At 34.8% G+C, this 25,949-nt stretch carries 28 protein-coding genes and 1 riboswitch; of the genes, 10 read left to right on the forward strand and 18 right to left on the reverse strand.

What is annotated here, in order from left to right:
* Nucleotides 1-13 precede the first annotated feature (13 nt).
* From mtnA to ACMKPP_RS07340, 3 genes are all read left to right on the forward strand, one after another.
* On the forward strand, nucleotides 14-1,078 hold the full coding sequence (gene mtnA / locus ACMKPP_RS07330) for an S-methyl-5-thioribose-1-phosphate isomerase (protein ID WP_418369564.1): 1,065 nt from the start codon (nucleotides 14-16) through the stop codon (nucleotides 1,076-1,078).
* Between the two features lie 173 nt (nucleotides 1,079-1,251).
* Nucleotides 1,252-2,496 (forward strand): adenosylhomocysteinase, encoded by a 1,245-nt coding sequence (locus ACMKPP_RS07335; RefSeq protein WP_004697218.1) that lies wholly within the window; start codon nucleotides 1,252-1,254, stop codon nucleotides 2,494-2,496.
* Between the two features lie 119 nt (nucleotides 2,497-2,615).
* Nucleotides 2,616-3,905, forward strand: coding sequence for an amidohydrolase (locus ACMKPP_RS07340; protein WP_195394809.1), 1,290 nt, complete (start codon nucleotides 2,616-2,618; stop codon nucleotides 3,903-3,905).
* A 70-nt stretch (nucleotides 3,906-3,975) separates the two neighbouring features.
* Here the strand turns inward: ACMKPP_RS07340 and ACMKPP_RS07345 are convergent, their stop codons facing one another.
* Nucleotides 3,976-4,725 carry a class I SAM-dependent methyltransferase gene (locus tag ACMKPP_RS07345; RefSeq protein ID WP_418369565.1) on the reverse strand — a complete coding sequence of 250 codons (750 nt, stop codon included), beginning with the start codon at nucleotides 4,723-4,725 and terminating at the stop codon, nucleotides 3,976-3,978.
* Between the two features lie 149 nt (nucleotides 4,726-4,874).
* On the opposite strand from ACMKPP_RS07345, the gene ACMKPP_RS07350 reads away from it, so the two are divergent.
* From ACMKPP_RS07350 to ACMKPP_RS07360, 3 genes are all read left to right on the forward strand, one after another.
* Nucleotides 4,875-5,813, forward strand: coding sequence for a DUF1848 domain-containing protein (locus ACMKPP_RS07350; RefSeq protein WP_418369566.1), 939 nt, complete (start codon nucleotides 4,875-4,877; stop codon nucleotides 5,811-5,813).
* A 139-nt stretch (nucleotides 5,814-5,952) separates the two neighbouring features.
* The gene (locus ACMKPP_RS07355) at nucleotides 5,953-6,861 is read left to right on the forward strand and encodes an HAD family hydrolase (RefSeq protein ID WP_308520999.1); all 909 of its coding nucleotides are present in this window, start codon (nucleotides 5,953-5,955) and stop codon (nucleotides 6,859-6,861) included.
* 1 nt (nucleotide 6,862) lies between these two features.
* A complete protein-coding gene (locus tag ACMKPP_RS07360; RefSeq protein ID WP_418369567.1) occupies nucleotides 6,863-7,606 on the forward strand; it encodes a DUF4241 domain-containing protein in 744 nt (247 codons plus the stop codon).
* A gap of 108 nt (nucleotides 7,607-7,714) precedes the next feature.
* On the opposite strand, the gene ACMKPP_RS07365 is transcribed toward ACMKPP_RS07360, so the two are convergent.
* Entirely contained in the window at nucleotides 7,715-7,864 is a 150-nt protein-coding gene (locus ACMKPP_RS07365; RefSeq protein WP_008713935.1) for a hypothetical protein, read from the reverse strand.
* Between the two features lie 210 nt (nucleotides 7,865-8,074).
* Here ACMKPP_RS07365 and ACMKPP_RS07370 point away from each other — a divergent pair, with 210 nt between their 5' ends.
* Both ACMKPP_RS07370 and ACMKPP_RS07375 read left to right on the forward strand, forming a co-directional pair.
* A complete protein-coding gene (locus ACMKPP_RS07370; RefSeq protein WP_418369568.1) occupies nucleotides 8,075-8,674 on the forward strand; it encodes a hypothetical protein in 600 nt (199 codons plus the stop codon).
* A 152-nt stretch (nucleotides 8,675-8,826) separates the two neighbouring features.
* Complete coding sequence (locus ACMKPP_RS07375; RefSeq protein ID WP_316146111.1) at nucleotides 8,827-9,378, forward strand: WG repeat-containing protein; 552 nt, start codon at nucleotides 8,827-8,829, stop codon at nucleotides 9,376-9,378.
* Between the two features lie 172 nt (nucleotides 9,379-9,550).
* Here ACMKPP_RS07375 and ACMKPP_RS07380 read toward each other — a convergent pair whose 3' ends face one another.
* Both ACMKPP_RS07380 and ACMKPP_RS07385 read right to left on the reverse strand, forming a co-directional pair.
* Complete coding sequence (locus tag ACMKPP_RS07380) at nucleotides 9,551-10,168, reverse strand: phosphatase PAP2 family protein (RefSeq protein WP_008600961.1); 618 nt, start codon at nucleotides 10,166-10,168, stop codon at nucleotides 9,551-9,553.
* A gap of 190 nt (nucleotides 10,169-10,358) precedes the next feature.
* Nucleotides 10,359-11,705, reverse strand: coding sequence for a VanW family protein (locus ACMKPP_RS07385; protein WP_128114435.1), 1,347 nt, complete (start codon nucleotides 11,703-11,705; stop codon nucleotides 10,359-10,361).
* Nucleotides 11,706-11,811: 106 nt separating this feature from the next.
* Between ACMKPP_RS07385 and ACMKPP_RS07390 the strand changes: the two genes are divergently transcribed.
* Nucleotides 11,812-12,822 (forward strand): site-specific integrase, encoded by a 1,011-nt coding sequence (locus tag ACMKPP_RS07390; protein ID WP_128114436.1) that lies wholly within the window; start codon nucleotides 11,812-11,814, stop codon nucleotides 12,820-12,822.
* Between the two features lie 123 nt (nucleotides 12,823-12,945).
* Here the strand turns inward: ACMKPP_RS07390 and ACMKPP_RS07395 are convergent, their stop codons facing one another.
* Nucleotides 12,946-13,254 (reverse strand): LysM peptidoglycan-binding domain-containing protein, encoded by a 309-nt coding sequence (locus ACMKPP_RS07395; protein WP_105086501.1) that lies wholly within the window; start codon nucleotides 13,252-13,254, stop codon nucleotides 12,946-12,948.
* A gap of 254 nt (nucleotides 13,255-13,508) precedes the next feature.
* On the opposite strand from ACMKPP_RS07395, the gene lexA reads away from it, so the two are divergent.
* Complete coding sequence (gene lexA / locus ACMKPP_RS07400; protein ID WP_008600953.1) at nucleotides 13,509-14,180, forward strand: transcriptional repressor LexA; 672 nt, start codon at nucleotides 13,509-13,511, stop codon at nucleotides 14,178-14,180.
* A gap of 60 nt (nucleotides 14,181-14,240) precedes the next feature.
* On the opposite strand, the gene ACMKPP_RS07405 is transcribed toward lexA, so the two are convergent.
* From ACMKPP_RS07405 to ACMKPP_RS07465, 13 genes are all read right to left on the reverse strand, one after another.
* The gene (locus ACMKPP_RS07405) at nucleotides 14,241-15,176 is read right to left on the reverse strand and encodes a bile acid:sodium symporter family protein (protein WP_008713926.1); all 936 of its coding nucleotides are present in this window, start codon (nucleotides 15,174-15,176) and stop codon (nucleotides 14,241-14,243) included.
* An 11-nt stretch (nucleotides 15,177-15,187) separates the two neighbouring features.
* Nucleotides 15,188-16,030, reverse strand: a complete 843-nt coding sequence (gene panC / locus ACMKPP_RS07410; RefSeq protein ID WP_105086502.1) for a pantoate--beta-alanine ligase — start codon at nucleotides 16,028-16,030, stop codon at nucleotides 15,188-15,190.
* A 72-nt stretch (nucleotides 16,031-16,102) separates the two neighbouring features.
* Nucleotides 16,103-16,495, reverse strand: coding sequence for an aspartate 1-decarboxylase (panD, locus tag ACMKPP_RS07415; protein ID WP_101928273.1), 393 nt, complete (start codon nucleotides 16,493-16,495; stop codon nucleotides 16,103-16,105).
* Between the two features lie 272 nt (nucleotides 16,496-16,767).
* A complete protein-coding gene (dapA, locus tag ACMKPP_RS07420; protein WP_195394802.1) occupies nucleotides 16,768-17,655 on the reverse strand; it encodes a 4-hydroxy-tetrahydrodipicolinate synthase in 888 nt (295 codons plus the stop codon).
* 21 nt (nucleotides 17,656-17,676) lie between these two features.
* On the reverse strand, nucleotides 17,677-18,708 hold the full coding sequence (locus ACMKPP_RS07425) for an aspartate-semialdehyde dehydrogenase (RefSeq protein ID WP_004695831.1): 1,032 nt from the start codon (nucleotides 18,706-18,708) through the stop codon (nucleotides 17,677-17,679).
* A gap of 23 nt (nucleotides 18,709-18,731) precedes the next feature.
* A complete protein-coding gene (gene dapB / locus ACMKPP_RS07430) occupies nucleotides 18,732-19,529 on the reverse strand; it encodes a 4-hydroxy-tetrahydrodipicolinate reductase (protein ID WP_008713918.1) in 798 nt (265 codons plus the stop codon).
* Between the two features lie 76 nt (nucleotides 19,530-19,605).
* A riboswitch (Lysine riboswitch) is annotated at nucleotides 19,606-19,778 on the reverse strand.
* 41 nt (nucleotides 19,779-19,819) lie between these two features.
* On the reverse strand, nucleotides 19,820-21,484 hold the full coding sequence (gene recN, locus ACMKPP_RS07435) for a DNA repair protein RecN (protein WP_205112421.1): 1,665 nt from the start codon (nucleotides 21,482-21,484) through the stop codon (nucleotides 19,820-19,822).
* 4 nt (nucleotides 21,485-21,488) lie between these two features.
* Nucleotides 21,489-21,944, reverse strand: coding sequence for an arginine repressor (argR, locus tag ACMKPP_RS07440; RefSeq protein WP_004695825.1), 456 nt, complete (start codon nucleotides 21,942-21,944; stop codon nucleotides 21,489-21,491).
* A gap of 320 nt (nucleotides 21,945-22,264) precedes the next feature.
* Nucleotides 22,265-22,840 carry a tRNA 5-(aminomethyl)-2-thiouridylate-methyltransferase MnmM gene (gene mnmM / locus ACMKPP_RS07445; protein ID WP_008713914.1) on the reverse strand — a complete coding sequence of 192 codons (576 nt, stop codon included), beginning with the start codon at nucleotides 22,838-22,840 and terminating at the stop codon, nucleotides 22,265-22,267.
* A gap of 24 nt (nucleotides 22,841-22,864) precedes the next feature.
* Nucleotides 22,865-23,749 carry an NAD(+)/NADH kinase gene (locus ACMKPP_RS07450; RefSeq protein ID WP_024061669.1) on the reverse strand — a complete coding sequence of 295 codons (885 nt, stop codon included), beginning with the start codon at nucleotides 23,747-23,749 and terminating at the stop codon, nucleotides 22,865-22,867.
* 9 nt (nucleotides 23,750-23,758) lie between these two features.
* On the reverse strand, nucleotides 23,759-24,562 hold the full coding sequence (locus ACMKPP_RS07455) for a TlyA family RNA methyltransferase (RefSeq protein WP_008713910.1): 804 nt from the start codon (nucleotides 24,560-24,562) through the stop codon (nucleotides 23,759-23,761).
* Complete coding sequence (locus tag ACMKPP_RS07460) at nucleotides 24,559-25,038, reverse strand: divergent PAP2 family protein (protein ID WP_004695814.1); 480 nt, start codon at nucleotides 25,036-25,038, stop codon at nucleotides 24,559-24,561. The genes ACMKPP_RS07455 and ACMKPP_RS07460 overlap by 4 nt, the downstream gene beginning before the upstream one ends.
* A 28-nt stretch (nucleotides 25,039-25,066) precedes the next feature.
* A complete protein-coding gene (locus ACMKPP_RS07465; RefSeq protein WP_008713907.1) occupies nucleotides 25,067-25,945 on the reverse strand; it encodes a polyprenyl synthetase family protein in 879 nt (292 codons plus the stop codon).
* Nucleotides 25,946-25,949 lie beyond the last annotated feature (4 nt).

Raw genomic sequence — 25,949 nt, forward strand, 5'->3', positions numbered from 1 at the left:
CGAAGGAGAAGTTATGATTAATATTGAATGGCGTAAAGATACGCTGGTACTATTAGATCAAACTAAATTGCCTACTGAAATTACATACGTTCACTGTACAGATTGGCGCCAAGTGGCCGAAGCTATTAAAATGCTTCGCGTTCGTGGCGCACCTGCTATTGGCGTAGCTGCTAGTTATGGTCTCATTTTAGCTGCTATGGAAGCAGGACGTTTAGAGGCGCCATTTAGTGAACAACTTACAAGCTTGTATGAGTTTAGTGAGATCTTAAAAGAAACTCGCCCTACGGCAATCAACTTAGCTTGGGCTGTAGATCGTGTCATTTCTCTTGTGAAAACTAATGTTGACAGTATGTCCTCAATGAGTGAAGTAGTAGACCTCATTACAAAAGAGGCTATTATCATTCACGAAGAAGATGTGTCTTTGAATAGACGTATGGCCGAAGCAGGTTCTACATTATTTGAAGGTAAAAAGAATATTCGCATCTTAACTCATTGTAATGCGGGTGCACTAGCTACAGGTGGTCTAGGAACAGCACTTGGTGTTGTTCGTAAATTACATGAAAATGGACAACTGGAACGCGTGTATGCTGATGAAACACGTCCATTATTACAAGGTGCTCGACTCACAGCCTTTGAACTTCACGAGGAGGGTATTCCTATTACTCTTGAAACAGATAATATGGCAGCCTATGCGATGCAACATGGATTAATTGATGCCGTTATCGTCGGTGCTGACCGCATCACTACAAAAGGAGATGTAGCCAATAAAATTGGTACCTATGGTGTGGCCGTACTAGCTAATTTCCACAATATTCCGTTCTATGTAGCCGCTCCTTATAGTACATTTGACTTTACTCTGGAAAATGGTGGAGATATTCCTATTGAGATGCGCAATGATGATGAAGTAACAGCTTTACACGGTGTTCAAATAGCCCCTAGTGGTATTGGTGTACTTAATCCTGCATTCGATGTAACACCTCATGAACTTGTAACAGCGATTATCACCGAAGAGGGAGTATTGACTCCAAATTATGAAGAGTCAATTGGTAAGCTACGCCAGATTGTAGAATCTAAATAGTCTATTATCTTAATGATTAACTTATTAAGCATTCTATATAAGCAATATATTATCTATATAAGTAAGTATCTACAACGATATTAACAAAATTATATAGTATCAATAAATCTAAGTAGATTTACTATCAACTATTTATTTTATTGTATCTACTTGTATGAGTAAAAGGAGATATTATGCAATCTTTAATTAGAGATATAAATTTAGCAACAGAAGGTCGCAAAAAAATTGATTGGGTTTCTAACTTTATGCCTACATTAAACACATTAGGTGACCGTTTTGAAGCAGAACAAACTTTCAAAGGCCAAACAATTGTTGTTAGTGTTCACTTGGAAGCAAAAACAGCATACCTTGCGACTGTATTAAAACGCGGTGGTGCAGATGTAATTGTAACGGGCTCCAATCCGTTGTCTACACAAGACGATGTAGCTGCAGGTCTTGTAGATATGGGCATTACTGTATATGCTTGGTACGATTGTACTGATGAAGAATATTTTAACTTCCTCCATAAAGCACTTGATCATAAACCACATATTATCATTGATGATGGTGGTGATTTAGTAAATCTATTGCATACTACACGTCAAGATGCAAAAGAACGTTTGTTAGGGGGGAGTGAAGAAACCACAACAGGTGTACATCGTTTATATGCATTAGAGAACGCTAAACAATTAACATTCCCTATGATTGCTGTAAATGACTCTTACTGTAAATATCTTTTCGATAATCGCTATGGTACAGGTCAGTCCGTTTGGGATGGTATCATGCGCACTACGAACTTGACTGTAACAGGTAAGAACGTTGTTGTTGCTGGTTATGGCTGGTGTGGTAAAGGCGTTGCAATGCGCGCAAAAGGCCTTGGTGCACACGTATATGTAACTGAAGTAGATCCAATTAAAGCTATAGAGGCTGTATTTGATGGTTTCAAGGTATTGCCTATGATTGAAGCCGCTAAGGTTGGGGATATCTTCTGTACTGTAACAGGTTGTAAAGATGTTATTGTAAAAGAGCATTACAAAGTGATGAAAGATAAAGCTATCTTATGTAATGCTGGTCACTTTGACTGCGAAGTGAATGTTTCTGATCTTACTGAACTTGCTGTAAGCCACGAAAGGGTTCGCCAAAACATCGAAGGCTATACTATGTCTGATGGTCGTAAACTCTATGTATTGGCTGAAGGCCGTCTAGTAAACCTTGCAGCTGGCGATGGTCACCCTGCAGAAATTATGGACTTGTCTTTTGCTATGCAAGCCCTTGCTGCAGAGTATATCTTGAAAAACGGTAAAGAAATGGATCCAAAAGTATACGTATTGCCTCATGAATTAGATGTGGAAATCGCTAAACTTAAGTTGAACTCCATGGGCTATGACTTAGATTCTTTAACACAAGAACAAATCGATTACCTAACAAAAGTAAACTAATACTGTATTGAAATATAATGGTTTCTGTAATACATTTTGTATCTAAACTATTACTAGCTTTCAAATTAAACAAATATAACCGAGCTATCATGGCTCGGTTATACCTATGAGGGAAGACTATGTCTGATTTATTGATTACTCATGTAGACGTCCTCACCGATGAGGGGGTTTTAAAAAATCATGCCATTGAAATTAATAATGGTTATATTACAGCTATTTTAAACGATAGTGAAGCCGAAAAGGTAAAAGACTCTGCTAAGGAAGTACTAGACGGTAAAGGTCAATTGGCTACGCCAGGTTTTATAAATACACATACTCATATTGCGATGGGTCTATTTAGAAACTATGCAGATGATCTTGAGCTTATGGAATGGCTTGAAACGGCTATTTGGCCAACAGAAGCAAAATTAAATGACGATTATGTACGGTACGGCACACAACTCGGTATTGCTGAAATGTTGCGCACTGGCACCACTACATTTAGCGATATGTATTTCTTTATGAATACTACTGCTGAGGTGGTAAAAGAAACAGGTATTCGCTCTGTATTGTCACGTGGCTTAGCCGGTGTATCCCCAACAGCAGATCAAGCATTAGTTGAAAATGCTGACTTATTCCGCACTTGGAACGGCTTTGATAATGACCGCATCAAAGTATTGCTTGGACCACATGCACCATATACTTGCCCTGATGATTATATGGAAAAGGTGATTGCCTTATCTCATGAATTAAATTGTGGTATTCATATGCACTTGTCCGAAACAAAAGGAGAAGTGGAGACTGTTATGAAAGCTACTGGTAAGACACCAATTGCGCATATGCATGATTTAGGTTTATTCTGGAATACTACCTTAGCCGCACACTGCGTTCATGTGACAGACGAAGATATGGCTATTATGTCTGAAAATAATGTAGCCGTAGCTCATAACCCACAATCTAATTTAAAATTAGCTAGCGGTATTGCACCAGTACCTGAAATGATTGCCAAAGGTATTACGGTTGGTCTTGGTACAGATGGCTCCGCTTCTAATAATAATGCTGATATGCTTGAAGAAGTACGTCTTGCAGCAACATTACATAAAGCACGTCTTTATGATCCAAAGGCTATTCCTGCTCAAGCCGCATGGAACATGGGCACTGTAGAAGGTGCAAAAGCATTGGGATATACAGATCTTGGTGTATTAGATAAAGGCTATCGTGCAGATATCGTGCTATATGATGTATCTGGTATGCACTGGATGCCTCGTTACAATGATTTAGCAGCTCTTGTATACTCTGCTAATAGCTCCGATGTAAATACTACAATTGTGGGTGGTAAGGTTCTTATGAAAGACAAAGAACTGCTTACAATTGATGAAGAAAAACTACGGGCAGAGATTGATAAAGCTCAGGTATATTTTAGTAATTAGCAGTTAATCTAAACACAAAACCCACTCATGATAATCATAGAGTGGGTTTTGTGTTATATACTATATAGATTTATTTAATTGCTTTCACCAAGAACATGGGTACAGGAATATAAAACTCGTCTTCCTCATTGTAAATGCGCGGACCTACAGTTAGATCAATGGTAACAGAACTAGCACCTAATTTAGTAAGTAGTTCTTTATCCCATTGAGGTCGTGTATAAGAAGAAATATCGAGCATATGATAAATGGTGTGACATCGTTCTTTTAATTCGTTGCTTACATGTTCATGGGCATGATGAACAGATTGTGATACATTATGATGATTACGAGCATGTTCCGCATCATAGTTTAAAATCAAACCGCCTGGGCGAATGACGCGAAACCATTCAGCATAGGCTTTGTCAGGATGGGGTAAATTCCACGTTACATTTCTGGCCACAACGATATCAAAAGTATTAGTAACAAATCCTAGATTCTCTGCATCCATCACGGAGAAGGTTGCATCACAATCGAGGGATTCTGCTAGTTGATTTGCCTCATCTATCATATTAGGTGTAATATCAATGCCATGCACTGTATGACCAAGCTGGGATAGTATAATACTAAAAAAGCCGGCTCCACATCCAATATCCAATATTCGTAAAGATCTATCAGAATCAAATATATGACTAGTTAATTCTTCTCTCCATAATTTCAGTTTGGGACTTTCTAATTCTTTTGCACGTAAAGCACCAAAATCGTGAGCTCGATCTGCCCAATAGGATATAATAAATTCTTTATCATCCTTCATAGGATGGTTGCGTTCAAAAATATCATTCATAATTTAGTTCTCCTCATATTCTATAGTATGTATAGTACCATAAAATAATAATGAACTATACAGCAAAAATCACATTAACTCCATAAATACTTACTATTAGATATGATATAATACTTCTATGTTTTTATTTTACTGAAAGGGCAGGGACTATGATATTACAGACTGGGCAACGTACAGATATTCCTGCTTTTTATGGGCAATGGCTAATCAATCGTATACGTGAAGGTTTTGTAGATGTTCGTAACCCTTATAATCCCCTACAGGTGACACGGTATCCAATTAATCAAGAGGTGGTAGATGGTATTGCATTCTGTACAAAGAATCCTTTACCGTTTATTCCACTACTAAATAAAATTGTTGATTACAGACAATACTGGCATATGACTATAACGCCTTATGGAACTGATATTGAACCCTACGTGCCAACTTATGCGTCTGTTATAGAAGGGTTTAAACACATTTCTAAACTACTTAATCCTCAATCTATGGTGTGGCGTTATGATCCTATCATTTTAACCAATGAGTATACAGTAGATTTTCATTTTGAAAGCTTTCACAAAATGGCTCAAGCCCTTAAGGGCTATACAGATACAGTTGTTGTTAGTTTTTTAGATATATTTGATAAGGTGGCTCAGAATTTTCCAGAAGGATATAGACCAAGTTTAGATGTTCAAACTAAGATCATTAAAGAATTTGTTTCCATAGCTCATTCCAATCATATGAATCTTAAAACCTGTGGAGAAGGGGATATCTTTAAAGAGCTTGGTGCTGATACAGAGGGGTGTTTAACCTTAGATTGTTATGAAAGAGCTTGGAATATAAAATTAAAAGCACCTAAACGTGCGCCAGCACGACCAGAATGTAATTGTTATTTACATGGCGATATTGGTGCCTACGATAGCTGTAGCCACTTTTGTCGATATTGTTATGCCAATACTAATCAAGCGGCAGTTCGATATAATCGTTTACATCATGATCCAAATTCTAGTTTACTGATTGGAAGACTTACAAAAAGAGAAATTATTAAAGAAAGTACGGAAAAGAGTTGGATTATAAACGAAACTGTAACACAAGATAGCTTATTTTAGAGAGAATTACGAGGAATTATTAAATTAAATGAATTGACTTATCGTGTAAAATAGATACCAAAGGGGTTGTCAAGCAGGTATCTCAGGAATATAAGAGAGTGTAAATGTATTTTTGTTTAGTTTAAAAGGAGGTGCATTTATGATAACGTATAAGAGAGATAGTAAAGATAATTTACAATCATCTGACTCATCTATGCCCGTGTTAGCAATGTGTTACGACTTTGATAAGACTTTAACCCCTGACGATATGCAGGCACAAGGATTCATTCAATCGGTAGGCTATAACGAAGAGCAAATCAAACAATTTTGGCATGAATCAAATCAATTGGCTAAAAAACATGATATGGATAATAACTTAGCCTATATGTACAAAATGATTCAAGAAGCTGTAGGCCATTTCTATGTAACAAAAGATAAGCTCATGGAATACGGCAATCAAGTAGAATTATACGAAGGGGTACGGACTTGGTTTGAACGCATTCGTCAATATGGCTTAGAACAAGGCGTTAAGATTGAACATTATATTATTTCGTCTGGCTTAAAAGAAATGATCGAAGGCACTGAAATGGCAAAAGAGGGGGCTTTCACTAAAATCTATGCCAGTGCATTTATGTTCGACGATAAAGGTGTAGCTGTTTGGCCTGCACAAGCCATTAACTATACGAATAAGACACAATTTTTGTTCCGCATTCAAAAAGGAATTCTCGATATTAATGATACTGGTGTTAATGATTACATTAAGCCTGAAAATCAACGTGTGCCGTTCCGTAACATGATTTATATTGGGGATAGCGATACAGATATTCCTTGTATGAGTCTTGTGAACGCTAATGGGGGTCATTCTATAGGTGTATATGATCCATTTAAGAAGGATAAAGAAAAGGTATATAAGATGATGCGTCATCATCGTATCCGTTATTATGCACCTGCAGACTATTCTAATGGTTCAAAACTAGATACATTAGTGAAGCAAATAATTCGTAAAACCGCAGCCTATGAAGTATTAGAAGGCGAATATATTCATTGTAAATACGAAGCCGAGGAGTAATATGGAACAATCTAAATTAACTAGCGAATGGATTCAAACCTTTAACCGATTAGGTTCTGAAGGTAAATTAAAACCTACCGTACCATATCACGATTTATTTAACCGAAAAGAGTTAAAAGGATTTCCGTTACACACATTACCTATGTGGACGGTAAATTTTCCAACAGGTTATATTACGTGTTGTGATCCTCTAGTAACATTGCCAAGCAAACCAGATACATATCTTAGACAGGTAACACCAGGTACGTATTTGTTAGAGACTAAGATAATTGAAATGGAACCAAATGAGTATCGTTATGTAGCTAGTCGAGTTATTTTTAGTGGCAATGAGCCTGTATACTATGAATTAGCATTAAAAGGGACAGAGGACTTAACCGATTTAGATGATGGAGATACCTATATTGGATTTCCTGTAGATTCGGGTTTAGCTACAATTGTAGATGCACAAACAATTGAAACATATAATAAGTTTTATGAACAATGGCATATAAACTATCCTGAAAAAAATATATACGATGACTATTATAGTGATTTATTCCAATTAAATGCTATGGCATATCCACAATACCAACGTTCTAAAGGCGATTGGATTAACTTTACAATTCCTGATACAGAATTGACAGTACCGATGATTCAATCTGGATTTGGCGATGGTTTATATCCAGTATACTGGGCATTTGATAAAGATGGCCAGATCTGCCAAATTATTATGGAATACATTGATTGCAGTGAAGCATATGAATAATACACTAGGTGGTGCAGTTAAGAAACCAATTTTATAAATCAAAAAATATAAAAATAAGGCGCTTAGATAACTAAGCGCCTATTAATATGTTCATATTCATCTGAGAAATTAGATACCAAAAATCCAGTTAACTAACACGCGAATAATACTTAAACCAACAACCATTTCAGCAAGAAATCTTAAAGAACTCTCCATGCCATTTCCTAAATGTTTTAAACCGCCAATTTTGGCTTTACTTACAATATCACACCAGCACATAAAATTCCTCCATAAGAGTATGAGTAAATTAGATAATTTATATTACTATTTTACAATCTGATTCTAAAAAATTCAATATAAATTTTATGTAATAATAATACTTTATTGGCATACAGAATAATTAAGAATATGAAAAGTATAGTTTATTTAAAGAATATAAATATGTTAATATGAAATCAACTATTGATGTGTTGTGTAATGGAGTGCTTTATGAGAAAGTTTATATTAAGCTTTGCAATAGCATTGGTTGCATGTAATATAATAGCTGCAAAAGAATATATTACATTAGAATCCCAAACTGGCAATACCATTGTTGATGAAAAAGGACAATGGATATTGGGCCCATATGATAACTTACATGTGGAGTATATAAAAGGATATAATAATAACTATGTATATGGATCATTTTATGAAAATGGTCAAAAACGATATGTAAATTTAGTTGAACTAGCCTATTTACCAGTAGGGTATGAATATGAGTTCTATTATAAATTTGCTAAAGCTTTCACTAATGGGGGCTTTAAATTATTAAACTTAGATGGTACATATGCTATTAATGATGTGATTACTGATTATGATGATTTAAGTGATACTATAATATTAGGTAAAAAAGGAGAATATTGGTATGTATATAATAGAGTAAGCGGCAATCCAATTATTGATAGTCCTATTAGAAGTATCAATGAGAGTATTACCAAATATTGGTCTAGAAAAGATAAAAAATATCTTTATAAATTATATACTATAGATGATTATACAAAATATCTTACAGAAAATGGTGTTTTATACTTAGTGTTGATGAAGCTATAGACCTTATTAACAGAAATGATTATATAGAAATACGTAATAATGATGGTGCGGGAGGTGATTCATATTCTGATGAGAATTTTTATAGTAGAGCTCCATCAGATGTTTATGATTTATTTTCAGAAGTAGATGATAAAGGTAATACTTTATATGGTATGAAGACAAAGGATAATATAATCGTTATTCCTCCTAAATATAAATCTATAAAACATTTAGGTAAAGAGTTTAAGTACTTTGTTGTGACTGATGAAAATAATAGGTATGGTATTGTAGACTCATTAGATCAAACTATAGTTGCTACGAATAACTATTCTTATGAAAGATTAAGTGATCGTAGCTTTATTTTGAAAGATTCATATGGTAATAGTATTTTTAATGCTAGTTCAGGTGTATTTTATGCTGATGTTTTTGATAGTATAGATACATCAAAGCCTAATTATGTATTAAATAAAGTTACTACAGCAACTTATGATAAAATAAAATATGTAATTGATACAAACTCAGGTTATAAATTATTTAAATTACCACATTATGATGACGATATAACATCATTTTATAAAGCTTTATTTGTTTATAAATCTAAAGGGAAATATGGCCTAATGGATTATAACGGTAATATAATTATTGAACCTAAGTTTGATAAAGTTACTATTGATGAACCTGAGTTAGCGGAATATATAAAAGAAATAGATTCATATGATAAATAATTAATTTTTTACTGATTATTTTGATTAACTAAAATAAACTAGCTTATAGACTTATAGGCTAGTTTTTGTTTTTAATATAAATAACTTCCGATAACGATATATTATCGGAAGTAATTTGATGTCAAAAATTGGGCCTAAATGGCCCAATCCCTTGTGTTATATAGTTTTTTGCTTATTTACGTTTAAATGTGTATGGTTCGTATTCTACATCATTATGGCGGTTAGTCCACCAGTTCCAGCCGATTCTTGCTAACTTCCAGGCAATGAATCCTACGATGATTCCTAATACTAAACCAGTTAATACATCTGTTGGATAATGTGCAAATAAGTAAACTCTAGAGAATGCTACTACTATTGAACCTAACAATGCTAAAATCCCTAAATATCGCTTCTGAGGTGCTATTTGACCTAAGCCTAGGTAAATAGTCATGGCTGATGCGAATGAACCAAAGCTATGACCTGAGGGGAATGAATAGCTTGTAGCTTTTGGTAGTGCAGATTCCAACGGTACCGTTACATTTGGAAAATCAACAAATGGTCTTAATCTAGCTACATTTGGTTTTAAACCTTGGTCGCCAATTATAAATACAAATCCTAAAGCAATAATAATCGCCACGCCTAAAACACGATATTTTTTTTGTAGCATTAATAATAAGGCTATTATAATCCATAATGCGCCATTACTTGTAATTTTTGAAATAAATGCCATAATTGGTGTTAAAAAACTATATACAAAATGTTCATGTACATAGAAGATTAAAGAGTGATCAAATTGTAAAATTGTGTCCATAAATTCCTCTTCTATTCTACTCTCATCTAAATGATAATTATTGAGAATGTCTTATGCTTTTTATTTTAATAATTAATCTATACTAATTTATTTACGTCTATAATGATTTCTCATTTACAACCCAAATTATAGCCTAAACTATTTATATCTAATGGTCAATAGTTTAGGCTATATTTCATAAAAACTATAATTATGTTTTCTTTTTGTCACCTTTTTTTACTGTTGCTTCAGATGTAGTAGGCATTGTAATAATTGTATCTACTGGGTCATATACAGACTCAAAGGAATCAGTTTGAGTAACCCAGTTGCCATATGTAATGGTTCTATATGTATTCATTTTCAAGCCTACATGCCCTTCTTGTACCTCTTTTTCTTTTAAAGATGGATCTACCTTTGTTATTGTTTTATTAGGAATCTCACTGTAATCACCTACAGAGATAGATACATTCTTTGGTTTATCTTGGGCTGTACCTATAATATAAATAGTTAAGGTTCCATTATTCATAACGCTTAAGATATAAATAGAATGCTGATATGGATTTCTAAACTTAAAATCTAAATAGCCCCAAGCTACTGTAGCATCTCTGCCAGCTTGAATATATCCAACTGGCTCAAAATGAGGAGTTCGTTCAACAATATTCATTCCGGATAATAAAGCTGTATTAAAAATAGTAGAACTTACTTGGCAAATACCGCCACCAATGCCAGGAACTAATTTGCCATCAATCATAACAGGTGCATCATCATAGCCAGCTTCTGCAGTACGTTCGCCTACAACATCGTTAAAGGAGAATTGTGCGCCTGGCTTAATGAGTGTACCATTTATCTTATCAGAAGCTAGTTGGATATTATGTGTTCTGCTTTCATTACCTGGATTATACTCCGTTGTGAAAGATGCTAATACAGTATTTAAAGGTTTTAGATCAGTATCGGTAACTTTTACTGTATTCTGCGTAGTAAATACCATAGAAAGTGAATTTATACTATCGCCAGATTGTAAATCATCTTTCAGCTTTTTGAGGGTGGCATCGATATCAATACGTTTTCCTTCTTTTGCGGGATGTATTACTACTTGTCCATTTTCAACAGTAAGATATGCATCATGACCAGGTGTATCTATTGTTTTTGCTAACTCAGTGAGATATGTTTTCCCCTTTACTTCGTCTAACTTATATTGTGGTTTAAAATGATGACCATAAAATAAGCCATTAAATCTATGTGACAGTACTGTCCACATATCATCCTCATAGCCGTATGTGGAAATAGCTTTTACCATACCCTCTGTATCGAATTGAATGCCTAAATCATGATATGTAGCTTGTTGTTTTTTATTATTTCCCATATCGATAGATATAGTCTGAGGTATCTTATCGTTCAACTCTTGTAAACGCGCTTGTAATTTGTTCTTTGGTGTATTTGATAGATCTGTATCATTATAATATACACCATAAGAAATATTTTCTGTTGGAATGTATGAGCAGCCAGTTGTACCTAAAAGAACAAGGACCGTTCCTACTAATATGTATTTTTTCGTCATATATTGGTAAATTCTCCCGAATAAGTTATCATATACTCTAATTATAGCATATATAGATCTAATCTATGGTACAATTATATTGATATTTTAGGGGTAAGGGTGAATTATGTCAGAGTCTAAGAAACAACAAAAACATTTCTATTTGCGCAATAACGATGCGCTTATGAATAGTACAAAGTTGTCTATGAAAGCAAAACAAAGCATATTGTTATCTAAGGCCGAGAATACTGTTGATGCTTACGAATCGGATTGGGACGATTTTGTAGATTGGTGTACCTATCAAAAGGTATCTTATTTTCCAGCTACACCAGAAACAATAGTAAATTATATTAACGATCTAGCAGATTATGCAAAGGCAAATACAATTTCACGTCGTATAAGTGCTATATCTGAAAATTTTAATGCTTCTGGTCAAAGAAATAATCCATGTATGGCACCTATTGTAAAACAGGCCTTACGTGGCATTAGACGGTTAAAAGGAACGTTTCAACAAGGGAAAACACCAGTTTTATTAGAAGATATTGAAGATATTATAGACTGTATGGCTAAGCTAGATGTTCCGGAACTTCAATTATTGCGTGATAAAGCTATTCTTTTGATTGGCTTTATGGGTGCCTTCCGTCGCAGTGAGATTGCGGCTATTACAGTAGAAAATCTTCAATTTTCACCACAAGGTGTTGAAATCTTTGTAGCATCCTCTAAGGCCGACCAAGAAGGTCAAGGTGCAGTGGTAGCTATCCCACATTTATCTGGTTCTCCGTTAGATGCAGTACGAGCCTTACAACAATGGTTACGTGCTTCTGGTATTACTGAGGGACCTGTATTTAGAGGGTTTACAAAAAATATGTCTTTACGTAAAACAGCTATATCCGATAAGATGATTTCAGAAATCGTAAAAAAATATATTTCTCTTATTGGTCTAGATCCGACTATGTATGGCGCTCATAGTTTACGTCATGGCTTTGCAACGACTGCAGCAGCTTATGGTGTTGAGGAGCGTAATATTATGCGTCAAACCCGTCATCATAGTGTAAATATGGTTCGTCGTTACATTAATGAGGCAAACAAATTTGTAGATAATCCTATTTCAACGATCTTTGAAAAACGATTTAGATAACAATCATAAATCAGTTGATTTAGACAATAACTATAAATCGTTTAATAACATACATTAGATAACAAAAAGCAGCTATCTCTGTTAGAGTAGCTGCTTTTTTGCGTGGGATTAACCCATATATATTTAGTTTTGAGCCACATAGTCCAAAGCTCTAACTGGACTATCAGATTTCTTTGTTGGTACTTTTAAAACCGTACCAGGTACAAGAGCACCAGAATCACTAATATTGTTAAGTTCCTTCATGGTATATACCATTTCACGAACATCCATATCTTTATGAGCTGTACGTGCTGCAATATCCCACATTGTATCGCCTACTTGAACCTTTACTTCACGTACATTATGTGTATTTACCTCTGTTGCAGGATTTGACATATTATAACCAAATAATACTGTTAAGCACATTCCTACCATCATCAATATATTTTTCATCTCATACCTCACATTTATATCGAACATAATATCTGAGAACATTTGTTTGTTTACATGCTTATAATAGCACACGAACGAATGTTCGGTCAAGTGTTTTAGAACAAATGTTTGCAAAAAATTTTAAAATTGCCTATAATAGGTATATAAGTTAAGTAAATATCTTATATTTTTATTATATAGTACATTATGTGGTAATTTTTACTCATAGATATATTGATACTATTTTGACCTTAGATTGGCTTTGGAGGTTTATCATGAGACGCCCTGCTACAGATATCAATACAAAACAGCGCCGTATATTAGAATTTATAAAAGATTCATTACATAATGAATATCGTTGTCCTACAGTTCGTGAAATCTGTACACATGTAGGGCTAAGTTCTACTTCCACCGTTCAATCTCACTTAAATACTTTAGAAAAATTTGGTTATATTAAACGTGATCCCAATAAAAATCGTGCTATTACTGTATTAGAAGATACTAAACCTTCTATTTCAGTAGCCGGTAATGAAACGTCTAGCTCTGATAACTTTGAGTTTTTAGGTGCTGGACTTAAACAAGTACCTCTTATCGGCACTGTACAAGCAGGTATGCCTATTACTGCAGTAGAAAACCTAGAGTCCACGCTTACATTGCCAGTTCAATTGACTGGTGATTCTGACTGTTTCTTATTACGTGTTCAAGGCGAATCTATGATGAATATAGGTATGTATGAAGGTGATATGCTCATCGTGCGGCATCAAAATACTGCTAATAACGGCGATGTTGTTGTTGCTCGTATTGATGATGAAGCTACAGTAAAACGTTTTTATAAAGAAAATGGTCACATTCGTTTGCAACCTGAAAATGATGACTTTGATCCAATCATTGTAGATGATTGTCATATTGAGGGCCTTGTAATCGGTCTTGTACGAGATAGAATATAAGCAACAAAAAAACGGCAACATATTGTTGCCGTTTTTTTGTTGCATGTAAAAAGTTTATTTTTAATGTAAACTATTTTCTCTCCGTAGAGTAGCAAAAATAGCACCTGATATATTATGCCATACACTAAAAATAGCCCCTACTAGCGTTGCTAATGGATTTAATGCAAAATTTGTTGCTGCCAATGTTACGGCTAAACCACTATTTTGCATTCCTACCTCTATTGCTAGCGCTGTAGTTTTATCATATCTTAATTTAAGCAGTGCTCCTACACCTAATCCTAGTAGTAGACCTAGTATATTATGTATACCAACAACAATAAGTGTTTCAAGCCCAGAAATCAATAGTTTATCTTTGTTGATAGCAATAATGGCTGCTATTAACAGTATAATAGCAATCATTGAGAAAATCGGACTAATGCTGGTTAAAGTATTGATATGTGATTTACATACATATTGGATTACTGCGCCCAATAAGATTGGCACAATAATAACTTTTACCATAGTAATCATCATAGGTAGAACTTGAACATCTACCCATGCGCCACCGATATATAAGATTAATAATGGTGTAACTATGGGAGCTATTAATGTTGAAGTAATTGTCATTCCTACAGATAAAGGGACATCACCATTGGCAATATAGGTTATAACATTACTGGCTGTTCCACCAGGACAACAACCTACTAATATTACACCAATAACAATATCTGGTGATAATGTGAATATATGGCAAATTCCCCAAGCTAATAGAGGCATTATCGTATATTGTGCAAGTACACCAATACAAATATCTTTTGGATGCCTAAGGATACTACATAAGCTTTCAAACTTAATAGTAAGCCCCATTCCAAACATGGCTATACCAAGTAAAAAAGGTGTATAAGCGATTGCCCAAGTAAAGTATTCTGGTACTATATAGGCAATGCATGAAAAGCCGAGGATTATAAAAATCAAGTATTTGGAAAGAACGTTGTTGAGTGTAAGTAAATGATTCATAACCTCTCTCCTTATTTTGGATCGTATGAGAAGTTATCAATAAGTCGTGTAGGACCAATATATATGGCCATAGCCACTAATACTGGAGCAGTAACCTCTTGTACAGGTTGCATAGTCTTAGCATCAACAACTGAAATATAATCTATTTTAGCAAGCGGTTCGGTTTGTATAGTGTCTGTCATAGTATCAATGATACATTTAGCAGAGCAACCATATTGTATAGTTTGTTTTCCCAATTGAATAGCTTTATACAATATGGTAGCGGCTTTCCGTTCTTCACTAGACAAATATGTATTACGCGAAGATTTTGCTAAACCATCTTTTTCACGAACAATGGGAACACCAATAATATTGACAGGAAAATTTAAATCAAAGACCATTTTACGTATAATGGCTAATTGCTGTGCATCTTTTTCACCAAAATACGCATTTGTTGGTTGAGTAATATTAAAGAATTTTGCCACCACAGTGCAAACGCCTTTAAAGTGAATTGGTCTGCGAATACCACACAATGTATCAGATAAATCCGCAATGTTTACAAATGCCTTTTTATCTTGGTACATTTCCTCCGGATTTGGAGCAAAAATAAGATCGACACCATGTGATTCACATAACTTTTTATCACTATTAATATCACGAGGGTAAGTACTCAAGTCTTCATTTTCTCCAAATTGAATAGGATTTACAAATATAGAGACAATGACCTTATCGTTATTTTTTCTAGCTTGATCAATTAATGCAGCATGTCCTTCATGTAAGAATCCCATGGTTGGTACAAAACCAATTGTGTAACCTTCTTTTCTCCAGCTATTTACTATATTCCGTACATTTTCGATAGTTGTTATAAATTCCATTATATTCCTCCGTTATATTGTAAATACGAAGATAGTCTCCTATACAGTCTACTGTAATTCGATCAATGACAATTATTTTTGATCAACTAATAAACCATGTTTCTCATAGTTTTTTATATGACTTATCTTGTTATTGTTATCTACAAATACAACGAGAGGATTATGGCTCTCAACTTCGTTTTCATAAAGCTGTGCATAACACATGATAATTATCTTATCATGTACTTGCACATGTCGTGCAGCAGCACCATTTAAACATATAACACCACTACCTGCTTCTCCGGCAATAGTATATGTACTAAAACGTGCTCCATTATTAATATTTACAATTTGAACTTGTTCATATTCTCGTATTCCGGATGCATTCAATAAATCTGTATCAATTGTAATACTCCCTACATAATCAAGCTCTGCTTGTGTCACAGTAGCTCTGTGAATTTTACCTTTTAACATTGTTAGTATCATGCTAAACTCCTTGTGTTTTAAATGTACCCGCCATATTGGTCGGTTCGAACTTTCACAATTTATCTGTTTATCATGAATTAACAGTAGACTAGAGTATAGTTAAAAATACTATCTCCAGAGAAATTATACCATAATTATAAATTTTTACATTAAAATACAATTAATATAATACAAATAATGTCACTCTAATCAAAAATAACAGTAAGATTGTAGTGTAAAATAAAAACCAGTAGCTACAATGTAGTTACTGGTTTTTATTTTATACTGATATTTTATTTTAGATATTCTGCTAATGCTTTATCAATATATGCTGCTTCATCAGCCGTTGGTTCACACATTGGTAAATTAAATTTTCCCACAGGTAAGCCAATTTTACGGGCTGCATATTTAACAGGAATCGGATTTGTGGTGATGAACATCGCTTTTATAATTTCTGATAAAGCTTGATGAATACGAATCGCTTCGTAGTTATGGCCAGATTCATAAGCTTGAATCATAGCATTCATATCTTTGCCTGCAATATGAGATACTACGGATACTACCCCACATCCTCCAATAGAAAGCATCGGTAATGTAAGACCATCATCCCCACTATAAACCATGAAATCATCTCCAGGCATTAAGCGCTTAATTTCAGAAGCAATCATTAAATTACCACTTGCCTCTTTGATAGCACAAATATGTGGATATTCGTTATGTAGTTGAACTAAGGTAGTTGGGAAAATACCTGTCCCCACACGACTTGGTACATTATACACCATAATTGGCAATGTAGTAGCTTCTGCAATAGTTTTAAAATGCAAATATTGGCCTTGTTGGTTCGGTTTATTGTAATAAGGTACTACAACTAGCAAACCATCGATACCATCGATTTTAGAGACTTCCTTTACAAATTCTGCAGAAGCCATTGTATCGTTACTACCTACGTTAGCAATAATCGAACCTTTATGTCCACATTCTTTTGCAATCGCATTAAATAGAGCTAATTTTTCGTCTCTAGACATAGTTGGGTTTTCACCCGTTGTACCACAAACCACAAGACCATCAGAGCCATTATCTAACAGATGATTGGCGATAGCAACACAATTTTCAATATTTACGGATCCATCACTATTAAAGGATGTCACCATAGCTGTTAACACTCGACCAAAGGTTTTCATATATGTCCTCCCCTTGATAGATTAAAATGCTTGTTTTTCCACCAAGTACTCAGCAATTTGCAACGCGTTAAGAGCTGCACCTTTACGAATTTGATCCCCTACAATCCAGAAGTTCATACCTTTGTCATTATATAAGTCTTTACGAATACGACCAATTTCACAGTCGTTTTGATTAGATGTATACAATGGCATAGGGTAAATTTGTTCAGCAGGATTATCTTTAACTTGTAAACCAGGGAATTTTTCACATGCCGCCTTGAAAGCCTCTACAGATACAGGCTCCGCTGTTTCTACCAAGACAGATTCAGAATGGGAGCGATATACAGGAACACGAACTGTAGTTGGGACTACTTGAATAGTTTCGTCATGAAGAATTTTTTGCGTTTCGTAAACCATCTTCATTTCTTCTTTAGTATAATCATTTTCTAAGAACACATCAATTTGTGGCAATAAGTTAAATGCTACAGGATAGTGTTTAGGAGCAGAGCCGGTTGGCAACAGATTTGCTGTCATTTCTTCGCCTGCAGTATATTGTTTTACTTGATTTTCAAGTTCTTCAATACCTTCTTTACCTGCCCCAGATACAGCTTGGTATGTACTTACAACTACACGTTTAATTGGAGAGAGATCATGAAGAGGTTTTAATCCTAAACTCATGATAATTGTAGAGCAGTTAGGATTTGCAATGATACCTTTATGTTTCAAGATATCTTCTGGGTTAACTTCTGGTACTACGAGTGGAACTTCAGGATCCATACGGAATGCACTAGAGTTATCGATTACAATAGCACCGCGTTTAGCGGCTTCTGGCGCTAATGTTTTAGATATAGAGCCACCTGCAAATAGCGCAATATCAATATTATCAAAAGATTCAGGTTTTGCTTCTTCTACAATATATGTTTTACCATTCACAGTAAGTTCTGTACCTGCAGAACGAGCGGAAGCTAATAGTTTTAAGTTTTCATAAGGAAAGTTACGTTCTTCAATAAGTGTAATAAATTCAGCACCTACTGCACCAGTAGCACCTAGAATTGCAATATTAGGTTTTTTCATTGATACATCTCCTTGCACAAATATTATAAATAATGTTCTAAACCGTATGTTAAGCCAGTTTTAGAACTAATTTTTTTACATGCTAATACTACGCCTGGCATAAAAGATAAACGGCTTAAGCTATCATGACGTATGGTTAATGTTTCATCATAACCACCAAATAATACTTCTTGATGAGCCACATAACCTGGAAGGCGTACACTATGAATTGTTACATCGTCAACCTTAGCACCACGAGCACCTAGTAAGCTTTCACGAGTTAAATCCTCATCAGCAGTTACCTTAGCAGCTTGTTTAGCATCGTTAATCAATTTAGCTGTTAAAATAGCTGTGCCAGAAGGCGCATCGTATTTGTGATTATGATGTAATTCTATAATTTCTACATTAGGGAAATATGGAGCGAGCTCTGCAGACACTTTCATCATCATTACCGCCCCAAGAGAAAAGTTTGGAGCCACTAAGCAATTCGCTTGATTGGAACGACCTATTGTATCAAGTTCATCACGTTGTTCTGCGGTCAATCCTGTAGTACCGATGACTACATGAATACCAGCGGATAACATTTTCTTCGCGTTTTCATAAATAACTGCAGGATTAGTGAAATCTACAATCACATCAGGTTTATTTGTATCTAATACCTCATCGATGGAGGCATTCATCTTGATACCTAATTGTTCGATTCCTGCTACAGAGCCTACATCTTCCCCTGCCTTAGTCGGATCAATACCACCAACTAATGTTAAATCAGGATCGTTATGTACTGCTTTGACCACTTCACGACCCATTTTGCCGCCAGCGCCATTTACCATTACTCGAATCATATATACCTCCAAAAAAGCCAGTGGATGCATCCACTGGCCTTATAGATTATATAGCTATATATACTCTTACGAAAAGCTCAATGATAGCACTCCACCAATACAAGATTGATGACAGTTGTCTATCTATTAAATAGACAACCAGAACGATGAGTCGCAATCATCGAACTTCGGCAAGCATCCCTTTTATCATGGATCAATGCATGCCTACTCCTCATGATTACTCTTAATACTCGCACCTCTATCAACATATTCATTTAATACTATTAGTATAAGTAATTATGCGATTTTAGTCAATTAAAATGGTCAATAAGTTCTTTCGCCGCCGCAAGTGCTGTAGCAGACATTCCCTTACCAGACATCATAGACGCAATTTGTGTTACTCGTTCTTCCTCATTTAAGACTACTAATGTAGAGATTGTACGATCATCTTGCTCGATTTTAGATAGATGATAGTGTTGTTTCGCAATACTTGCAGTTTGAGGCAAATGGGTAATACAAAATACTTGATTTGTTCTAGATAAATTAAGTATTTTTTCTGCCACCTTAAGTGCTATATCACCACTGATACCAACGTCAATTTCGTCAAATACCATCGTTTTAAAAGCGTCACTGCGGAATACTGATTTAAAGGCTAATGCAATGCGAGCTAACTCACCGCCAGATGCTACTTTATGTAGAGGTAATAACTGTTCCCCTTTATTCGCAGAGAATAACATTTCAATAGACTTTGCACCTAATGAGGATAACTCAGTCCCCTCTTCAATATGAAATTGAATATCCCCTTTGGGCATCCCTAGATCCACTAATTCTTGATGTAAGGCCGTAGCAATATCTTTTGCATTTTTTTGACGTACCTCGTGTAAAACTGTTAACGCTTCTTCTGCTACCTTTTTTGCTTCTTCAAGACGAGTTTCTAATTCATCTTGAGCAAATACAAGGCCTTCTAGTTCTTCTAAACGAGATTGCGCCTTTTCTTCGTATGCTAGAATATCTTCTACGGTTTCACCATATTTTTTCTTTAAGCTATAAATTGTGGTATCTCTGTCTTGGCAATACTTATAACGCTCTTCATCGTAGCTGATAGTATCCCTGTAACGATCTAAAGATTGTGCAGCTTCTTCTAGTTGGAAATAAGCAGAGTCCACCATTTCTGAGACTTCTTTTAACTCGCTGTCATATTTTACTAGATCATTAACCTCTACCTTAATCGAGTTAATCGTATCAAGTAATGGTTGACGTCCATTATAAAAGGCATCATAACAAGAACCTAAAACCTTATCAATATGTTCAAAACTGTCAAGACGCTTAAGTTCTTCTGCAATAGTTACATCTTCACCAACACTCAGACCAGCATCTTCAATTTCGTCGATTTGGTATCTAAGCATATCAAGCTCCCGGGCTCGCTCAGACATATTTTCTTGTAAATGATCTACATCTTGTTTTGCTTGCTTATACATTTTATACGCATCAGTATAAGCTTTATAGGCTTCTTTTCCTTCTTTATTAAAAGTATCTAAATATTCATGATGTGTATCAGCGTCTAGTAAACGTTGGTTGCTATATTGTCCGTGAATATCTGCTAAGTATTGACCAATCTCCTTTAAAGCTTTTAAAGGTATTGGTTGATCATTAGCCAATATACTAGATTTGCCATTACGGTTAAAAGATCTAGATAGAATTAACTGGCCTTCTTCTATCATGATATTTTTAGACTCTAATAGGTCTTGAATACTTTGGTGATTAGCAATATCAAATATTCCATCAATAACAAAACTATCTTTACCGTGACGAATAAACTCGCTACTTGCGCGTTCTCCTAATAGGATACTAAAGGCATCCATAAGAATGGATTTCCCTGCCCCAGTTTCGCCGGTAAAGATAGTAATGCCATCATTAAATGAAATATTCATTTGCTCAATCAACGCAAAGTTGCGAATGCTCATTTGCGTTAACATATTATTAGTCCTTCATTAAATCTTGAATTTTCGCTAAAATTGCTGGAACTTCAGCTTCGGATTTTGCAATTAACAAAATAGTATCGTCCCCTGCTAATGTACCAATAATTTCAGTCCATTTTGCATGGTCGATAGAAAATGCTACAGATTGAGCAGAACCAGGGATTGTATGTAATACAACTTGGTTTAAACTGTGATCAACCTTAATCAAAGAATCTTGGAATAGTCGGTTAATACGACTACGAGATAAAACTACATTTTCCTCTGGAGATAATGCATAACGATAATGTCCATCGCCTGTAGGAATTTTGATTAACATTAATTCCTTAATATCACGAGAAACTGTAGCTTGTGTAACTTCAATACCTTCTTCTAGTAAAGCCGCAGCTAATTCCTCTTGTGTTTCAATCGCCTTGGACTGCACGATCTCTTTAATTTTGTTATAGCGATAGCGTTTCATTTTGAACTCCCTTTTTTAAACCTTGCACATAAAAGAGAATAGTATCTTTCTGATAATATTATACCATATATTCATAATTAATATATGGTATAAATCGCATATATTATACGTCTTATGCATATTATATTAATATTTAAAATATTGTTAATATTCTATATATTGATAACGTGCAAATTCATAGCTCATAAGGTTCATCTATTTATAGGGAATTAATAATTTAAAAATAAAAAAATATACATGTATAATTAAAATCCCCTATAAAGGGGGTTTTACTAACTGAGTATGAGTTTTATTCATAATGAATAAAGATATATTTCGTTTTATCGTTTTTGCAATATAAATAACTCAGGTGGATTATGTATTTGGTTCATCGGATGCCAATGACATACATTATATATTTTCTGATTTAAATCTGATAAATACGATTTAAGAGACTGCATTTCTTCAAATCCCTCTGTTGTTCCAGGGTAAGCAACTATTGTAATAACTCCAGACTTGGAAAGTTTGTGTAAACCTTCATTTATGGCATCAATGGTTTGATGCGGTTTTGTTACAACCTGGTGATCTCCTCCAGGTAAATATCCTAGGTTAAAAATCATTAAATCAATAACTTCATCCTTTAATTGATGAGCTACCGCCAAATCATGAGAGTCATGAATAAATGTTAAACTCACTTCTGGCGCAATATCATTTGATTGTAAAAGCTCCTTGCTAGTTTTAATAGCTTTCATTTGAATATCAATTCCATATAGATGGCATGCTTTTTGTGCCCGTTTAGAAAGGTATAAAAGATCATGGCCATTACCACATGTAGCATCTACTACCACTTTGGCATTTTCCATACATCTATCCCAGATTAAATGTTGGAATTGAACAGCATTGTTAATGTTAATCACAAAACCACCCCACTTGAGATTTGGTTATAACAATTCATCTCGACGAGATGCTAACTTTTTAAATAGTGTACCAAAGAAACATTGATCCTTGAATCGTACAAATAAACAATATACAGGGTTAGAGCTTATATGTAAGGTTTCTTTATTTGTAAAAGTATAGTCAAATGTACCATCAATACAAATATGTAATTGTGGTTCTCTTTCCGGCATTGTAATTTGAATCGTATCATGTTCCTCTAAAACAAGGCTTACACCTTGAATTAAATGTGGTGCTACTGGGGTGACAATGATAGATCGATTATCTGGTTTCATGATTGGACCACCAGCCGATAGATTATAGCCCGTAGAACCTGTAGCAGAGGAAATAATTAAACCATCCGATGGATACATTTGCGTGTGTTGATTATTTATGGACATATTAATTCGAGCCATTTTAGCAGGCTCAGCACGAGTGATAACAATTTCGTTAATGATAGGAACTAGTTCTTCCTCTTTACCCTCATGACGTTCTATATAAGCATATAAATGTCCACGCTTTTCAATATTATAATCACCATTAGCAATACGTTTAATATGACTTTGCATTTGATGAATTTCAATTTGATTTAAAAAACCTAGTTCGCCAAGATTAATACCACAAACAGGTACATTATATGGATAAATTTGTCTTGCAAGATGGATGATGGTACCATCACCACCAAAACTAAAGGCAATATCTATTTGTTTGAAGATTTCTGGGCGACTTAAAATATGAGTTTCAGGAATCTTAAGTACTCGTGCAGGTGCATCTGATTCGAGATCATCTGGCAAAAATACTTCGATACCTTCATCTTTACAAATATGTGCAGCCATTTTTAGAACTGCCATAATATTGCTTTTCCCCATATTGGGGAAGAATCCGATACGCATAGTAATCTCCTATAATGAATGAGCTTCTGCAACCACTGTATCAATCAAAGTATCATCAATGGTTAAGGCCCCTTCTTCGTACTTTTTAAAATAACCTAAAAACTCTATATTACCTTCCATACCTTTAATTGGTGAGAAAGTTAAGCCATGTGTATACAATCCACAATCATACGCAACATGTAGAATACGATGTAATACTTCTTTATGGATTTCACTATCTCGCACTATACCGCCCTTACCAACATTTTCTTTACCAGCCTCAAATTGTGGTTTTATTAAGGCCACAAGTGAGCCCGTATCTTTTAATAAATTAGTAGCTACTGGTAAAACTTTGTCTAAAGAAATAAATGCTACATCAATAGAAATAAAATCAACAAGTTCACCTATTTGTTCAGCAGTAACAGTACGGATATTTTGCTTCTCCATATTAATTACACGTGAATCTTGGCGTAATTTCCAAGCTAATTGATTATATCCTACATCGATGGCAAAGACCTTAGACGCACCGTTTTGTAATGCGCAATCTGTAAAACCACCTGTACTAGCTCCTATATCAATCATCACAGCCCCATGTAAATCGATAGGGTAAGTTTGAATAGCCTTTTCTAATTTAAGTCCTCCACGGCTTACATAAGGTAAAGTATTGCCTTTTACAATAATATTAGCATCCGCAGGAATCTTGGTGCCTGCTTTATCTATGCGCGTAGTATCCATAAATATAAGGCCCGCCATAATAGCTGCTTTTGCTTTTTCTCTACTTTCAAAAAGGCCTCGATTAACGAGGAGTATATCTAATCGTTCTTTATTGTTCATATTACACCATGATAAATACAATAAAACTGAATAAAGGCCACAAGAATACCGAGAATTAAACCACCAAATACTTCGATAGGTGTATGTCCCAACAACTCTTTTAATGCTTCTTTACGTGTAATGACAACAGGTATATTCTTTTTGGTAAAATAATCTACAATTTGATTAAGTATTTGAGCTTGTCGTCCTGCCTCTAATCGTACACCAGACGCATCATACATAACAACAATTGAAAATACTAAGGATAATATAAATAGATCCGTTACACCATTTTTAAGGTAAATCGCTGTTGTTGTAGCAATTACAAATGATGTATGTGAACTTGGAAAACCACCAGATCCAACAAGGCGCTCTGGTCGGAATTTACCATGTCTTAAGAGTTGCCATACAAATTTGATAGCTTGAGCCGTAAACCAGCCCCAAAATGCAGCTTGTGCGATATAATTATGTGCTATTTGTGGTAATATATCAATCATTGTTTATACCTTCTACAGGTAATACCCATTAATTCGTACGTTCTAAAAGATAATCAATTAATGCTGATAGTATAGTTGTATCATAAGAAACCAAGTTTAACGCATCATGAGCTTGGCTACCTACTAGGTAGGCTTGATGTTTTGCTTGCTCTAAACCTAGTAAAGATACATAGGTAGATTTATGTTGGCGAATATCACTACCGGGTGTTTTCCCTAATTCTTCAATAGTACCGGTTACATCTAAAATATCATCAGTAATTTGGAATAATAATCCCAGGCAATTAGAATATTCCATAAGGAATGTTCGCGTGGTATTATTAGCACATCCAAGAATAAGACCTAATTCTACAGAAGCGTTAAATAGTGCACCTGTTTTACCAGTATGTAAAACCTTTAATTCTTCTAAAGGAATATGTTTATCTTCACTGAGCAAATCAAAGGCTTGTCCCCCAACCATACCTTCTGGACCAGCCGCAGTAGCAACACATTGTATAGCATCTAGTTTTTGCTGTGCACTAGCAACTGTATTTGAAGTCATCAATTGAAAGGCATATGTTAATAACCCATCACCGGCTAAAATAGCAAGTCCCTCACCGTATACTTTGTGATTGGTCAAATTACCTCTGCGATAATCATCATTATCCATAGCTGGTAAATCATCATGAACTAATGAATACGTATGGATACACTCCATAGCACATAGAAATTCCTTATAATCAGCTGGCTCTTTATGAAGCATTTCTAACACAGCCTTAGTTAAAATAGGTCGTATTCGTTTGCCACCTTGCATTAAACTATAATTCATAGATTCATAAAGTTGTTCAAATTCTTGATTTGGGCTATTAAGTACTTCGCCTAACCATTGTTCAATATTTTGTTTGCTAGATGCTAAATAATCTTTGAACATAGAA

The organism is Veillonella parvula (genome assembly GCF_048309325.1).
Classification (GTDB): domain Bacteria; phylum Bacillota; class Negativicutes; order Veillonellales; family Veillonellaceae; genus Veillonella; species Veillonella parvula_T.

Coding starts and splice junctions, on each gene's coding strand:
- mtnA (WP_418369564.1), top strand. CDS start 14: ATGATTAATATTGAATGGCGTAAAGATACGCTGGTACTATTAGATCAA.
- ACMKPP_RS07335 (WP_004697218.1), top strand. CDS start 1,252: ATGCAATCTTTAATTAGAGATATAAATTTAGCAACAGAAGGTCGCAAA.
- ACMKPP_RS07340 (WP_195394809.1), top strand. CDS start 2,616: ATGTCTGATTTATTGATTACTCATGTAGACGTCCTCACCGATGAGGGG.
- ACMKPP_RS07345 (WP_418369565.1), bottom strand. CDS start 4,725: ATGAATGATATTTTTGAACGCAACCATCCTATGAAGGATGATAAAGAA.
- ACMKPP_RS07350 (WP_418369566.1), top strand. CDS start 4,875: ATGATATTACAGACTGGGCAACGTACAGATATTCCTGCTTTTTATGGG.
- ACMKPP_RS07355 (WP_308520999.1), top strand. CDS start 5,953: ATGATAACGTATAAGAGAGATAGTAAAGATAATTTACAATCATCTGAC.
- ACMKPP_RS07360 (WP_418369567.1), top strand. CDS start 6,863: ATGGAACAATCTAAATTAACTAGCGAATGGATTCAAACCTTTAACCGA.
- ACMKPP_RS07365 (WP_008713935.1), bottom strand. CDS start 7,864: ATGTGCTGGTGTGATATTGTAAGTAAAGCCAAAATTGGCGGTTTAAAA.
- ACMKPP_RS07370 (WP_418369568.1), top strand. CDS start 8,075: ATGAGAAAGTTTATATTAAGCTTTGCAATAGCATTGGTTGCATGTAAT.
- ACMKPP_RS07375 (WP_316146111.1), top strand. CDS start 8,827: ATGAAGACAAAGGATAATATAATCGTTATTCCTCCTAAATATAAATCT.
- ACMKPP_RS07380 (WP_008600961.1), bottom strand. CDS start 10,168: ATGGACACAATTTTACAATTTGATCACTCTTTAATCTTCTATGTACAT.
- ACMKPP_RS07385 (WP_128114435.1), bottom strand. CDS start 11,705: ATGACGAAAAAATACATATTAGTAGGAACGGTCCTTGTTCTTTTAGGT.
- ACMKPP_RS07390 (WP_128114436.1), top strand. CDS start 11,812: ATGTCAGAGTCTAAGAAACAACAAAAACATTTCTATTTGCGCAATAAC.
- ACMKPP_RS07395 (WP_105086501.1), bottom strand. CDS start 13,254: ATGAAAAATATATTGATGATGGTAGGAATGTGCTTAACAGTATTATTT.
- lexA (WP_008600953.1), top strand. CDS start 13,509: ATGAGACGCCCTGCTACAGATATCAATACAAAACAGCGCCGTATATTA.
- ACMKPP_RS07405 (WP_008713926.1), bottom strand. CDS start 15,176: ATGAATCATTTACTTACACTCAACAACGTTCTTTCCAAATACTTGATT.
- panC (WP_105086502.1), bottom strand. CDS start 16,030: ATGGAATTTATAACAACTATCGAAAATGTACGGAATATAGTAAATAGC.
- panD (WP_101928273.1), bottom strand. CDS start 16,495: ATGATACTAACAATGTTAAAAGGTAAAATTCACAGAGCTACTGTGACA.
- dapA (WP_195394802.1), bottom strand. CDS start 17,655: ATGAAAACCTTTGGTCGAGTGTTAACAGCTATGGTGACATCCTTTAAT.
- ACMKPP_RS07425 (WP_004695831.1), bottom strand. CDS start 18,708: ATGAAAAAACCTAATATTGCAATTCTAGGTGCTACTGGTGCAGTAGGT.
- dapB (WP_008713918.1), bottom strand. CDS start 19,529: ATGATTCGAGTAATGGTAAATGGCGCTGGCGGCAAAATGGGTCGTGAA.
- recN (WP_205112421.1), bottom strand. CDS start 21,484: ATGTTAACGCAAATGAGCATTCGCAACTTTGCGTTGATTGAGCAAATG.
- argR (WP_004695825.1), bottom strand. CDS start 21,944: ATGAAACGCTATCGCTATAACAAAATTAAAGAGATCGTGCAGTCCAAG.
- ACMKPP_RS07450 (WP_024061669.1), bottom strand. CDS start 23,749: ATGCGTATCGGATTCTTCCCCAATATGGGGAAAAGCAATATTATGGCA.
- ACMKPP_RS07455 (WP_008713910.1), bottom strand. CDS start 24,562: ATGAACAATAAAGAACGATTAGATATACTCCTCGTTAATCGAGGCCTT.
- ACMKPP_RS07460 (WP_004695814.1), bottom strand. CDS start 25,038: ATGATTGATATATTACCACAAATAGCACATAATTATATCGCACAAGCT.
- ACMKPP_RS07465 (WP_008713907.1), bottom strand. CDS start 25,945: ATGTTCAAAGATTATTTAGCATCTAGCAAACAAAATATTGAACAATGG.